This is a genomic window from Gracilibacillus sp. HCP3S3_G5_2 (assembly GCF_052063305.1).
Taxonomy (GTDB): Bacteria; Bacillota; Bacilli; order Bacillales; family Amphibacillaceae; genus Gracilibacillus.
The window spans coordinates 161115-174153 of sequence record NZ_JBQHXU010000001.1 but is presented as its reverse complement, the minus strand read 5'-3'; the positions used below and the strand labels follow the sequence as shown (position 1 = coordinate 174153).

Genomic DNA, 13039 nt, shown 5'->3' with positions numbered 1-13039 from the left:
CTAGAATTTGTTGATTTTTTCACTTGGATATTAATATCCATATTTAGTAATGATTTCTTCAACCCTTCCAACAAGCTCGTCCCATTCGACATCCATTTTTTTGTTGACTGTTATAAAGTGTTGGAAGCCAAATACATTATCCACACCATCTAATTCCATTAGTTCGTTTAAAATGTCATGTTCACTTGTTTGGCCAGGCATAACAGAAATACTATTGTTACCTTCAAAGATCATTTTGTCACTGGTAAATTTCATAGCATTCGGGTTTGGGGTTGCTTCTACATGAATACTCATTGTTATTCCTCCTATAAAACGTACTTAATCACGATGTTAATCCGTAAAATCCCCATTGGAAGATTCTAAATAAATTAAAAGAAGTTATGTGAGGGATAACGGATTCTAACGCCCTAATAAGCTGCGCTACCATCAGTATGGGACTAAAAACAGTCTCACTTTACCACCATCATATCAAATTGTCATTAATTATGAAAGGAATTCAACAAGTGTTTCCATAGTTAGGCGATTTCATCTAAGCAAAAAAAGAAGGTATACAGATCGTATACCTTCTTTAAACAGAGGAACTTACTTAAGTTCATCCTGTTGCTTTAATTGATTCTCTAGCTCTTGAAGTTCTTGTTGTTCCTCTGCTGTTGCATTTGTATAAGCAGATTGAATCGCGTTTTGAGCTGCTTGTTTATCCTGTTCACTGAAGTTACCATTCCCACGATTCATTAAGCGATTGACGGCATCTCTTGCTTGCTGAAATAATCGGTTTTGCATAGAAAATCCTCCTGTTGATTGAATCACTAGGCATATCAAATGGATTACCATCATGATCCTTTTCAGTAGATTTTTGATTAATGGTGGAGCGATAAATAGCTAATGAACCACCATAGAACCAATAGTAAGAAAAAGCATGAACATCATTTGATGTTCATGCTTATTATGGATGAATCACACGTTTTTATTCAGAGTGTTCTTTGCCAGCCTTAACGTTTGCTTCCAGTTTTAAATAATCGGCAAGAAACTTTCCAATGCCATCTTCTTCATTTGTTTTCGTCTGATAATTAGCAATTTGTTTTAATTCGTTAATTGCATTACCCATAGCGACACCTACACCGGCATATTCAATCATTTCCAGATCATTATCTTCATCACCAAAAGCAATAATATTATGGACAGGTATATGGAAATAATGGGCTATTTTTTTTAATCCGACTGCTTTGTTAATGCCCTTTCGAACGATTTCGATGATATCCCAAGGCACGCCCCATTTTCTATGTTCAATAATTGATGCGTGTTTATCGTCTAAGTATTTTCGTAATTCATTGATATGATCATCCTTTGGATGGATTAATAATGATGTTGGATCCTCTTTTAAGTGATTTTTAAGGCTACCAATCGTAATTAAATCTTTTTGTGCTGGATCTGAAAACATATCAATAATTTTTTGGTCAAATCGATCTAAATACATATTGTCTTGAATTTCCGCGAAAATATTATCGACTTCAAAGTCATAGCATGTTTGAATAATTTTTTTTGCCGTTCGATTGGGTAATGGTGTGTGTAATATATCCCATTTCTGATCAGTTGGATGATGGATAAGCGCACCATTAAAGTTAACCATCGGAGTTTGTAGACCAAGCTCGCGATAATATGTAATACTCGCACGATGTGGTCGGCCTGTAGCGATGACAACTATATGTCCTACTTCGATTGCTTGTTGTACGATTGATTTAGTATATGGGCTGATTTCTTTGTGATCAGTTAATAACGTTCCATCTAAATCTAACGCAATTAAATGTCTACCTGTTTGCATACCTTCACCTCACTCTTGTAATTATAGTGTATAGATCTTTTTTTATTATGTAAAGTTCGTGTCTCATTAATTTCTATATTTTGCAAGTTTGATCAAGAAGTTATATCATGAAACTAAAGAAACGATTGGAGAAAGGATTGAACTGATGATAGCGATAAGTAAAGAAAGCTGGAACGACATTCCGTTATTACATGTTGTTGACCAAGAGAAAAAAGAACAACCACTACCAACTTTAACGTACATACATGGTTTTACAAGCGCCAAAGAGCATAATTTGCCATTGGCTTACTTACTAGCTGAAAAAGGATATCGTGTTTTGTTACCGGATGCCATGTTACACGGAGACAGAGAAACTGATATTTCCTATAAAGAAAGACAATTACAGTTTTTTGATATTGTCCAACAGAATTTAGATGAGATTGAAAGCATTTATGAGGAATTAATTGCTAAAAACCTGTTAGACGGTAATCGCTTTGGGCTAGCAGGTACAAGTATGGGAGGGATCACAACTGCAGCAGCTTTAACACAATTTTCCTGGATTAAAACGGCAGGTGTGTTAATGGGTTCGCCAAAAATCACAGCTTTTGCAAAGCAGTTAATTGAGCATATGAAGCAAGAGCAAAAAGATTTTCCCATTCCTGATGAACAAATTAGTGTTTTATTAAATCAATTAAAAGAGATTGATTTATCGTTACAAGTTGAAAAATTATTTGGTAGGCCACTGTTTTTTTGGCATGGAGAAGACGATAAAGTTGTACCTTTTGAACAGGCATATAGCTTTTATGAAGAAGCAATTAATCATTATAAAAATCCTGAAAATATTAGTTTTTTAAAAGAAATGGGACATGGACATAAAGTTTCTCGTTTTGCTATAGTCGAATTCGTAAAATGGTTAGAATATCAACTATAATTTTAATGATTTAAAAAGTAGTCATTTTGTTTTATAATAAAGACAAGTGTTTTTGAAGGAGGGATAAGATATGGATCAAGCATTGGAAGAAAATTTAATGGGAGCACTGGAAAATGTGATTGACCCAGAGCTTGGTATAGATATCGTTAATTTAGGTTTAGTTTACGGTGTAGATTTAAATGATGAAGGTATTGCAACTGTCACAATGACACTTACTGCAATGGGATGTCCGCTTGCCGGTCACATTGAGCAAGATGTGAAACGTGTTATGGAAGATATTCCGGAAGTAAAGGATACAGAAGTGAATATTGTATGGAATCCACCATGGTCAAAAGACCGTATGTCAAGATACGCTAAAATTGCACTTGGCATTCCGGATTAATGAAAAAGGAGATTGGAACATAACCGATTTTCTTAACATCCAATACGAACGATGCAATACGTATTATTGCGCAATATAGGGATACGCAACTATAGCCTATCAAATTATTACCAAGCAACATAAGTTAGTGCGTAATATGTCCCTAATAAATAGGAAAATCCAAACGATTTCAAGGTCTATTTGAATAATCGTTTGGATTTTTGTGTTTATACATTTCTTTTGTCCAGCCTCTTTTATAAAAGAATGAAGGCAATAATACCTACGATGAAACAATAAAAAGCAAAGTATTTTAAATTGCCTTTTGCCATAATGTTCATAAACCAGCGTAAGGAGAAATAAGTGGCGATGATAGCTGCCATAAAGGCGATCAAATAAGGAATCCACAGTGAACTGAAATTCGGATCATTTACTACATCACCAACCGATAGCATCATCGTACCGGCACTTACCGGAATATACATCAGGAATGAAAACCGTAATGCGGTTTCCTGTTTCATTCCTAATAACATTGCAGCTACAATCGTTGCACCTGAACGACTGATTCCCGGTAATAAGGACACTGATTGAGCTAAACCAACAATAATCGCATCTTTCATTGTTAGAGCACCGTCATTTTTGTTTCCTCTCAAGTTTCGAATAATCCAAAGTGCAAGGCCGGTAATAACTAGCGTAATCCCAACTATTTTCGCTTGATTAGCAAAAGTTGCTTCTATATAATCTTTCAATAAAAACCCTAATACACCGGCCGGAATAGTAGCAACAATTAGATAAATAATAAACATGAAGTCATCATGTGCATCCTTGTCTTTCGTTGAGATATAATGAAGCCCATTTCTGGCAATTTTAATAATATCCTTCCAGTAAATCATCAATACTGCGATTAAAGAACCGAAATTCACTAATACCTCAAAAGATAAATTTTCTACTATCCTTACATTGAATATTTCTTGCAACATAACTAAATGGCCGCTGGAAGAAATAGGAATAGGTTCTGTAAAACCTTGAACCAATCCAAGAAATAAGTATTTAATCAATATTAAGATATCTTCCATATGTTATCCCCCTATAATCTGTCTTACATAAAGATAACCCTTGTCGCTATAGTTGACAAGGGTTATCTCTGAAGCCGAAAGTGATCGCTCATCTTTATTCCTCTTCTTCTTTCAATACGCCTTCACCAAGAATGATGGCAACGATACTGAAAATAGCTGCAATAGAAACTGCAGAAGCTAGGTTAAATTCCTGACCACCCATGCTAGTTAAAACATACGATACAACAGTTAAAATTATGACTGCCCAAAAAATAGTTGCGAAATATTTCATCGTATCACCTCTCTATCTATTCTGTAGCAAATACTATTTATTATCAATTATGTATACCCTTACGTTTTTCATCATATATAGTTTATCAAATTTTATTTATAAAATAAACAACAATTTTGTCCAAATGAAAAGTTGCGATGATTTTGTCAAAATTATTATTACAAGGAAATATACTTATTTGTAATCTATTTGTAATGTTTTCTTAGTTTACGGAATCCGAAGTAAACGATACAATAGTCCTAAGGATAATCTGTTCGTCTAAGCTATTGTTTAAGGAGTGCGGATCTTGATTAAATATTTTAACTTGCTTGTTCTTACGCTTATCATTATTATTCCTGTATTGACAGGCTGTAACTCCCATGCAAACAGTGAAAAAATAGAACGTGTTGGCATGTTAATTGAACACACGATCCATGATCAAAATTGGGGAAGTAAAGGATATAGAGGATTGTTGGATATTCAAGAAGAATTAAACATCGATATTTATTTTCGCGAAGGAGTCCAGACACAGCAGCAAGTAAATATTGCCGTTGAAGAATTTGCAAATCAAGGAGTACAAGTTATTATCGGTCATAGCAGTAACTTTGGTGAATATTTCGAGCGGCTCCAATCATCTTATCCGGATATTCAGTTTCTATATGTAAACGGAGGCTATTCTGCAGAAAATTTAATAAGTTTAAATTTTAATTCTTTAGCAATGGGATTCTTTGCTGGGATGGTTGCAGGTGAGATGACCTCAACTAATCGAGTAGGTATTATTGCCGCATATGAATGGCAGCCAGAAGTAGAAGGATTTTACGAGGGTGCTCTCCATCAAAACGCTGATGTTACGGTAGATATTCAATATGTTTATGACTGGGATGAAAAGGATCTGGCGATGGAGCATTATCAAAAGATGATTGAGCAAAATATAGACATTATATATCCGGCAGGGGACGCATACAGTGTTGCGGTTGTAGAGTCAGCTATGAATGACGGGATATTTTCGATTGGATATGTTAATGATCAACAGCCAATTGGTGGTAATTCTGTATTAACTAGCACCATACAACATATAGATAAGTTATATGTTTACGCTGTCGAGCAATTACAAAAAGGCAATTTAGAAGGCGGGATTTATAATTTTGGCTTTGAGGAAGAAGTTATTTCGATTGGACCTTATAGTGAACATGTATCAGAAGGTTTTATCGAACAACTTGATCAACTGGTTGCTGAATATAAGGAATCGGGTTTACTACCACATCAAAATGAAAAATAGCTGTCTTTGGTGGTGTGACAGCTATTTTTTTATGCTTTTAAACATATCTTTTAGTGGCGACAATTTCTGGTAAGTATCGTTTAGTAATTCTACTGTTTTGAATAGGTCAAACGACTCATTTTCTTCTTCATTGTTCTCAAGATCTTTGGATTCTTCTTCAGTTTTTTTTCCGAACATTAACTCATCAAATCGATTTTGCTTTGCCATATTAACCATCCCTCCTACCTCTATAATATTGGAGTATCAACCATCTCGTATAGGTGTATGCCATGAATAATATGGAAAAGGAGAGTGTTACCATTAATTTAGGAAAACCTAACAAAAGAAAATAAAAACTTGAAAAAAAAGTCGCCATACTATAAAATTAGTACCAAGTCTTAATAATTGATAATAAACTCCTTTGAGAGGAAGGATAACCATGAAAGCAGGTATTCTTGGTACAGGACATTATGTGCCTGAAAAAGTGTTAACAAATAAAGATATGGAACAAATAGTTGAAACAAGTGATGAATGGATTAGAACAAGAACAGGAATTGAAGAAAGAAGAATTGCTCATGACAATGAAGATACTTCAAATATGGCATATAAAGCAGCTGAGCAAGCTTTAGAGGAAGCAGGAATTTCAGGGGAAGACTTAGATCTCATTCTAGTGGCAACTGTTACACCTGATCAACCTTTTCCTACAGTATCTTGTAAATTACAAGACCAATTAGGTGCAAAGAAAGCTGCTGCAATGGATATTAGTGCTGCATGTGCTGGATTCATGTATGGTTTGATTACAGCAAAACAGTTTATTGAAACAAATGCTTATCAGCATATCTTAATAGTAGGTGCTGAAAAATTGTCGAAAATTACAGATTGGACTGATCGTAATACATGTGTCCTTTTTGGTGATGGAGCAGGCGCAGCGGTAATGGGACCTGTTAGCGAAGAGAGGGGTATTCTCTCTTTTGAACTAGGCGCAGACGGTAGTGGTGGACAACATTTAGAACAAAAGGACGATTATATTTTTATGAATGGAAGAGAAGTATTTAAGTTCGCTGTACGTCAAATGCCGGAATCCTCTGTACACGTAGTAGAAAAAGCAGGATATGCTAGAGAAGATGTTGATTACTTAATTCCACATCAAGCAAATATTCGGATTATGGAAGCTGCCAGACAGCGTTTAGGTATTGCAGAAGATCGGATGGCAGTAAATGTTAATAAATACGGAAATACTTCTGCAGCATCGATACCTATCGCTTTATCTGAAGGCGTAAAAAACGGTAAAATAAAGGATAATGATTTAGTTGTCTTGGTTGGTTTCGGAGGAGGCTTAACCTGGGGAGCTGTGGCATTAAAATGGGGTAAATAGAGAAAGGGAGGAATCGATATGAGTAAAAATCGAGTGGTTATTACTGGTATGGGTGCCGTGACACCTTTAGGAAATACCATTGATCAATTTTGGGACCATCTTAAAGCTGGTACTTCAGGAATCGACTATGTGACAAAAGTAAATAAAGATGACTTTCCGGCAAAGGTAGCAGCAGAAGTGAAAGATTTCAATCCAACTGACTATATGGACAAAAAAGATTCCAAGCGGATGGATCTTTTTACTCAATATGCAGTTGCAGCCGCAAGAATGGCAGTAGAAGATGCTAACTTAGAAATAACAGATGAAATCGCCAATCGTGTCGGTGTTTGGATTGGTTCTGGTATCGGTGGAATGGCCACATATGATGAGCAATTTAGAAAATTTGTCGATAAGGGTTACCGTCGTGTCAGTCCATTTTTCGTACCTATGCTTATTCCTGATATGGCAGCTGGTCAAGTTTCAATCCAGCTCGGAGCAAAAGGAATTAACAACTGTTCGGTAACCGCGTGTGCATCAGGAGCAAACTCCATCGGTGATGCTTTTAAAGTAATTGAACGTGGAGATGCTGATTACATGATTACTGGAGGAGCAGAGGCACCATTAACACCAATGGCTTTTGCCGGATTTTCTACAGCAAAAGCATTGTCTTTCAATGATGACCCGAATACTGCAAGTAGACCTTTCGATAAAAATCGTGATGGATTTGTTATGGGTGAAGGTGCCGGCATATTAATTCTCGAATCGCTAGAATCTGCAAAAGAACGTGGAGCGACGATTTATGCTGAAATCGTCGGTTATGGTGCGTCTGGAGATGCATATCATATTACTTCACCTGCCCCAGAAGGCGAAGGAGCAGCTCGTGCAATGCAACAAGCATTGGATGATGCTGAAATCTCTCCAGAGCAAGTAGATTATGTTAATGCGCATGGAACGAGTACAGAATATAATGATTCTTTTGAAACGCAAGCAATGAAGACAGTATTTAAAGATCATGCTTATAAGATGAATGTATCTTCAACAAAATCTATGACAGGACACTTACTGGGAGCTGCTGGTGCCATTGAGTCTATAGCGTGTATTAAAGCACTTGAAGAGGGTATTTTACCACCAACAATTAACTATGAGACACCAGATGAAGAATGTGATCTTAACTACGTACCAAACGAAGCGATCGAAAGGGATATTACCATTGCTATCAGTAACTCCCTAGGTTTTGGTGGTCACAACGTAACACTCGCATTCAAAAAATATGAATAATAACAATTAGGAGGGCAGAATTGCTGCCCTCTTTTTTAGTCTTTGCTTTTATTTTTACGGTGAGCGTAGAACATCTCGCCAAGGGAAGCAATTATCTTGCTAACAAATCTATAAACCCCCTTTTGTCATAGATTAGAGGCTTGTACATATAATGAGTACAAAGTAGTTAAGGGGCGGGTTAAGGTGATTTACGTGTTGCTTTTTTTAATAGGGTTTGGTTTAGCGATTTCAGGTGGCGTATCTATTATTCTTTATTTAAATTTTATCCCTGCTGGGTTGTCATTACTTGATTATCTTGCGATTGTCCAAACAAAAATTGAATGTTATTTCTTCTTCCTCGGCCTTATTATTATGGGAATATCCGTACAAAAGATGACCCTCTTTTCTGTTAAATAATAACAAGAAAAGAATAAATTATCTTGTATTGGTCATACTGTTTGATAAAACAGATTAGTCAAAGTGAGGGTTCGTCATATGTTGTATTTACATGATGTATGGGTCAATTGGTTTGAAGGAGAAGAAAATGGCTATAATGTATGTCCCTTCCATGAATGGAGAAAATCAGATGGTATAGAAATTCTGGATCAAGCTCCGATACTCTTCATCGATGACAAAACCTTTGAATACATTGAAAATGATTTGCAAGATATACCTCAGTCAATGCTCGATCAAATTTATCAACGAGCATATATTCGTAAAAACCAGGAACGAGAACAATTGGATTATGCTTGTATCATCACAGACGGTTTCTCGGTACTAGCATTTGATACGATGGGATATCACATCCCCATTCGAAAAAGTAGATTAATACCTCGTCAGGAGCGATTAGTATACGATCTGATTAAAGGAAGAACCGCCAAATCATATTCCTTACCAACCCATATAGATAAAGAGTTTCACATTTTATCCTTACCGCCAGAATATATGGTCGGCCTTACTAGAAGAGAGCGTCAATTAAAACAATTGCTGATGATAGCAATGGATCAATTAGAAGTAGGAAATCGACTGGAAGAAATAAGATACTGGCTAACCGAATGGGCGCCTGAGCAATATCATACCATTAAAAAAATGACATTTAAGGAAGCATGGGAAAAGCTTTACCAAGATTTGGTGATTGGATGGAGTAGTAAGCATGAAAATTTCTGTGAACAAATAATTAAAGGTCAAGCCTTTTATGAGGATATCTGGGAACGAGAGCAACAACCATATTCAACTAAATCATTACGATCTTAAGTTGTTTTAATAAGAATAGAAACCTTGGGGTACCACTACCTCCAAGGTTTCTTTAGTTTATTTTTTCTTCTTTTTAATTCGGCCTAGTCCCATTGCTTTTTTGGCTTTTTGTAACATTTTATTTGCAGCTAGGTTAGCTTTATGAGCACCTTGATCAAGTAAATCATCCAATTCTTCTGACTCAATTAATTCATAATAACGTTCTTGGATTGGACGTAATGTCTCTATTACAGCATTCGCCGCGTCTTGTTTAAATTCACCATAACCTTTACCTTGATATCTTTGTTCCAATTCTTCAATTGATTCACCTGTACAACTAGCATAGATAGTTAACAAATTACTTATTCCTGGTTTATTTTCTTTATCATATTTGACTATACCATCAGAATCGGTAACGGCACTTTTAATTTTCTTTTCAATTTGTTTTGCTGAATCTAGCATAAAGATAGATGCCTTCTGATTATCATCTGATTTACTCATTTTTTTCGTTGGCTCTTGTAATGACATGATGCGAGCACCAACTTTTGGAATGCTGATTTCTGGAACGGTAAAAATCTCATTATAACGATGATTAAATCGTTGTGCTAAATCACGTGTTAGCTCAAGGTGCTGTTTTTGGTCTTCCCCAACAGGGACAAGATCTGTCTTATATAACAAAATATCAGCAGCCATTAGCGGTGGATAGGTTAACAAACCAGCCGATACTGCTTCTTTACCTTTAGATTTATCTTTGAATTGAGTCATTCGCTCTAATTCTCCTATGTAACTGACCGTTTGTAACATCCAACCTAATTGTGTATGTGCAGGAACTTCCGATTGAATAAAAAGTACAGATTTTGCTGGGTCAATTCCGGAAGCGATATATAGTGCTGCAAGTGATTTAATATTTTCCCGTAACTTTAATCTATCTTGGGGTACAGTAATCGCATGCTCGTCCACCACACAAAAATAACACTGATTATCTTCTTGTAGTGTCACAAATTGCTTCATTGCACCTAAATAGTTTCCCAATGTTAAACTTCCGCTTGGTTGAATACCTGAAAAAATTGTTTTCATCCATCTTCACCTCAATATAGTTCTTCGTTATTTTTTGCTGATAAAGAAGCTTATTTTATTATTGTATTAATATTAGTTCCATTAAGTAAACTTATTTTATTGATTCTATCACATATTGTGAATAATTTCTTATTATTACTTGCTCTGTTTTTCCCAACATATCATTATTTCTTTTTATTATGATGGTAAACGTCTGTAAGACTCCACTTCAAGCTTTAAGTAATATAAAAATGAGTTTAGGGTTAACTCCCTGCTATGTTTCACGAATATTCAGTGAGGGTAAAACCTTCATAGGTCAAAGTTCCATTTTATCATAACATTTGTGAGGAAAAGTTGGAAGCTTACTTTAGTGCCGATCAGGAAGATTCATCTACTATGAAAATCCTCATCATGCATTATCCTGTAAGCAAGGGATATAATAACAATGAATGATCCAAGAAAGGAAGATAATCAGTGTCAGAAAACTCAATCGTAATCGATGCTATTATTAATGGTGAGAAATATAAGGCTGAAAAACATGAACCACGTGAAAATCCTACCAATCCGGATGAAATTGTTGGCTATGCACCAGTTAATACAGTGGAAGATACACAAAAGGCAATCGATATAGCTCATGATACCTTTACAACTTGGCGCGAAAGCCCTATTGATGAACGAATTGATCGTATGAGGAGAGCGATTCAGAAAATAAAAGATGCAACATCTGAAATTGCCAAATTGTTGACACGTGAACACGGAAAGCCACTTTACGATTCGGAAGGTGAAATAGCCGTTTCTTTAATGTGGATGGAGTATGCTTGTGATAATGTAAAGGACGTCTTGAAAAATGAAGTGCAGGAGCATGATAATGGCAAGACCATCATTGCAAAAGATGCAATTGGTGTTGTCTCTGCTATTTCCCCTTGGAATTATCCGATCTCACTCTCCACTATTAAGGTGGCACCAGCATTATTAGCTGGTAACACAATGGTCTTAAAGCCAAGCCCTTTAGCACCTCTTGCTGTCAGTAAAGTAATTGAAATCATTGCAAATGAGTTTCCGCCAGGAGTATTAAACTTAGTTCATGGGGAAGCAGATGTTGGTGTGGAGTTAACATCAAATCCTAAAATAGAAAAGATTGCCTTCACAGGAGGAACAGAAACAGCAAAACACATTATGAAGGCAGCTGCCGACACTATTAAACATATGACATTAGAATTAGGTGGAAATGATGCTGCCATTGTCTTAAGTGATTTTGATGTGAATGATGAAAAGGCAATGAGACGTCTTGTTATCGCTAATTTTCTCACTGCAGGACAAATATGTATGATTGCGAAAAGAATCTATGTGGATCAATCTATTTATGATCAGTTTGTGGAGAAGTATATAGAAGCTGCTAACAAGTGGATTAAAGTGGGAGATCCTTTTGATCAGAGGGTGACAGTTGGACCTGTTAATAATCGAAAGCAAGCAGAATATGTGCAAAGTCTTGTGGATGATGCTGAAGATAAGGGAGCTAAGGTGATCAAATTAGGTACAATACTTGATCAAGACTTATTTGACAAAGGTTATTTCATGCAACCTACTGTCGTATTAGGAGCTGATCAAAACGATCCAATCGTTGTAGAGGAACAATTTGGTCCAACTGTACCCATATTGAAGTTTAAGGATGAACAACATGCAATTGAACTTGCTAATGACAGTATTTATGGATTGACTAGTTCCGTATGGGGACAAGAAGAACATGCTATTCAGGTTGCCAAACATATTCAGGCTGGTACTACAATGATTAATACAGCTGCAGTTCAAGGGCTTGATGTGCGCTTCCCATTTGGAGGGGTGAAGCAATCAGGAATCGGGCGCGAATATGGTAAGGAAGGAATCCTATCCTACACAGATACGCATGTCATTAACGTTCCTGAAAAGCGTGATTTACCATATATACCAGAGTAAAAGCTTGCTTAAATAATCAACTGGGATCATTTTTTTCCATTAATTACATTTTGCGATAATCAGGATATGTGATAAACTATTCTTTTATGATAAAAGGAGGTTGTCGCATGGCAAAAACGTCATTAGTGGTGAAGCAACAAAAGCCAAAGAAGTTCAAAGTACAAGAATATACTCGATGTAAACATTGCGGCAGACCGCATAGTGTTTTGAAGAAATTTCAATTGTGTCGAATCTGTCTTCGAGAGTTTGCATACAAGGGCCAAATACCTGGTCTTAAGAAGGCAAGTTGGTAAGCAATTATTGTAAATATTGTTAAAGCAATGTCTGCTAATTTATAACTAAAAGCCTTGGATAATTTCCAAGGCTTTTGCCTTACTAGGTAGTTTAACTCATTTTTTTCGTTTGGCTATCAGCAAAATTAAGAATAAAGAATCAAATTCGAGTTTTGTTATATTTTTTCAACATAAATTAACAAAAAAGGACTTAAATTCTTTATAATAGGCTTGTACATAATT

Annotated in this window: 16 protein-coding genes; 9 read left to right on the top strand and 7 right to left on the bottom strand. The window is 35.9% G+C overall.

Features of this window, described 5'->3' with window-relative positions; translation table 11 throughout:
- Positions 1-30: 30 nt before the first annotated feature.
- The 3 genes from ACTNEP_RS00855 to ACTNEP_RS00845 form a co-directional block, all read right to left on the bottom strand.
- A complete protein-coding gene (locus ACTNEP_RS00855; protein ID WP_441159651.1) occupies positions 31-294 on the bottom strand; it encodes a NifU N-terminal domain-containing protein in 264 nt (87 codons plus the stop codon).
- A 288-nt stretch (positions 295-582) separates the two neighbouring features.
- Positions 583-780: a DUF3813 family protein gene (locus ACTNEP_RS00850; RefSeq protein ID WP_441159650.1), complete on the bottom strand. Its 198-nt coding sequence runs from the start codon at positions 778-780 to the stop codon at positions 583-585.
- A 184-nt stretch (positions 781-964) separates the two neighbouring features.
- A complete protein-coding gene (locus ACTNEP_RS00845; RefSeq protein ID WP_441159649.1) occupies positions 965-1819 on the bottom strand; it encodes a Cof-type HAD-IIB family hydrolase in 855 nt (284 codons plus the stop codon).
- A 145-nt stretch (positions 1820-1964) separates the two neighbouring features.
- Here ACTNEP_RS00845 and ACTNEP_RS00840 point away from each other — a divergent pair, with 145 nt between their 5' ends.
- Together ACTNEP_RS00840 and ACTNEP_RS00835 are read left to right on the top strand one after the other, a co-directional pair.
- Positions 1965-2729, top strand: coding sequence for an alpha/beta fold hydrolase (locus ACTNEP_RS00840; RefSeq protein WP_441159648.1), 765 nt, complete (start codon positions 1965-1967; stop codon positions 2727-2729).
- A 70-nt stretch (positions 2730-2799) separates the two neighbouring features.
- The gene (locus ACTNEP_RS00835) at positions 2800-3111 is read left to right on the top strand and encodes a metal-sulfur cluster assembly factor (RefSeq protein ID WP_441159647.1); all 312 of its coding nucleotides are present in this window, start codon (positions 2800-2802) and stop codon (positions 3109-3111) included.
- Between the two features lie 233 nt (positions 3112-3344).
- Here ACTNEP_RS00835 and ACTNEP_RS00830 read toward each other — a convergent pair whose 3' ends face one another.
- Together ACTNEP_RS00830 and ACTNEP_RS00825 are read right to left on the bottom strand one after the other, a co-directional pair.
- Complete coding sequence (locus tag ACTNEP_RS00830; protein ID WP_441159646.1) at positions 3345-4163, bottom strand: undecaprenyl-diphosphate phosphatase; 819 nt, start codon at positions 4161-4163, stop codon at positions 3345-3347.
- Between the two features lie 94 nt (positions 4164-4257).
- Positions 4258-4434, bottom strand: coding sequence for a DUF2929 family protein (locus ACTNEP_RS00825; protein ID WP_441159645.1), 177 nt, complete (start codon positions 4432-4434; stop codon positions 4258-4260).
- A gap of 286 nt (positions 4435-4720) precedes the next feature.
- On the opposite strand from ACTNEP_RS00825, the gene ACTNEP_RS00820 reads away from it, so the two are divergent.
- On the top strand, positions 4721-5692 hold the full coding sequence (locus ACTNEP_RS00820; protein ID WP_441159644.1) for a BMP family ABC transporter substrate-binding protein: 972 nt from the start codon (positions 4721-4723) through the stop codon (positions 5690-5692).
- A 21-nt stretch (positions 5693-5713) separates the two neighbouring features.
- On the opposite strand, the gene ACTNEP_RS00815 is transcribed toward ACTNEP_RS00820, so the two are convergent.
- Positions 5714-5899: a hypothetical protein gene (locus ACTNEP_RS00815; RefSeq protein WP_441159643.1), complete on the bottom strand. Its 186-nt coding sequence runs from the start codon at positions 5897-5899 to the stop codon at positions 5714-5716.
- Positions 5900-6110: 211 nt separating this feature from the next.
- Here ACTNEP_RS00815 and ACTNEP_RS00810 point away from each other — a divergent pair, with 211 nt between their 5' ends.
- The 4 genes from ACTNEP_RS00810 to ACTNEP_RS00795 all read left to right on the top strand — a co-directional run bounded on the left by ACTNEP_RS00810 (position 6111) and on the right by ACTNEP_RS00795 (position 9536).
- Positions 6111-7046 (top strand): beta-ketoacyl-ACP synthase III, encoded by a 936-nt coding sequence (locus ACTNEP_RS00810; RefSeq protein WP_441159642.1) that lies wholly within the window; start codon positions 6111-6113, stop codon positions 7044-7046.
- 18 nt (positions 7047-7064) lie between these two features.
- A complete protein-coding gene (gene fabF / locus ACTNEP_RS00805) occupies positions 7065-8303 on the top strand; it encodes a beta-ketoacyl-ACP synthase II (protein WP_441159641.1) in 1239 nt (412 codons plus the stop codon).
- Positions 8304-8486: 183 nt separating this feature from the next.
- Complete coding sequence (locus ACTNEP_RS00800) at positions 8487-8699, top strand: hypothetical protein (protein ID WP_441159640.1); 213 nt, start codon at positions 8487-8489, stop codon at positions 8697-8699.
- A 78-nt stretch (positions 8700-8777) separates the two neighbouring features.
- Positions 8778-9536 carry a YjbA family protein gene (locus ACTNEP_RS00795; protein ID WP_441159639.1) on the top strand — a complete coding sequence of 253 codons (759 nt, stop codon included), beginning with the start codon at positions 8778-8780 and terminating at the stop codon, positions 9534-9536.
- A gap of 57 nt (positions 9537-9593) precedes the next feature.
- On the opposite strand, the gene trpS is transcribed toward ACTNEP_RS00795, so the two are convergent.
- The gene (gene trpS, locus ACTNEP_RS00790; RefSeq protein ID WP_441159638.1) at positions 9594-10592 is read right to left on the bottom strand and encodes a tryptophan--tRNA ligase; all 999 of its coding nucleotides are present in this window, start codon (positions 10590-10592) and stop codon (positions 9594-9596) included.
- Between the two features lie 453 nt (positions 10593-11045).
- Between trpS and ACTNEP_RS00785 the strand changes: the two genes are divergently transcribed.
- Together ACTNEP_RS00785 and ACTNEP_RS00780 are read left to right on the top strand one after the other, a co-directional pair.
- The gene (locus ACTNEP_RS00785) at positions 11046-12524 is read left to right on the top strand and encodes an aldehyde dehydrogenase family protein (RefSeq protein WP_441159637.1); all 1479 of its coding nucleotides are present in this window, start codon (positions 11046-11048) and stop codon (positions 12522-12524) included.
- A 107-nt stretch (positions 12525-12631) separates the two neighbouring features.
- Positions 12632-12817 carry a type Z 30S ribosomal protein S14 gene (locus tag ACTNEP_RS00780; RefSeq protein WP_441159636.1) on the top strand — a complete coding sequence of 62 codons (186 nt, stop codon included), beginning with the start codon at positions 12632-12634 and terminating at the stop codon, positions 12815-12817.
- The last annotated feature ends 222 nt before the right edge of the window (positions 12818-13039 follow it).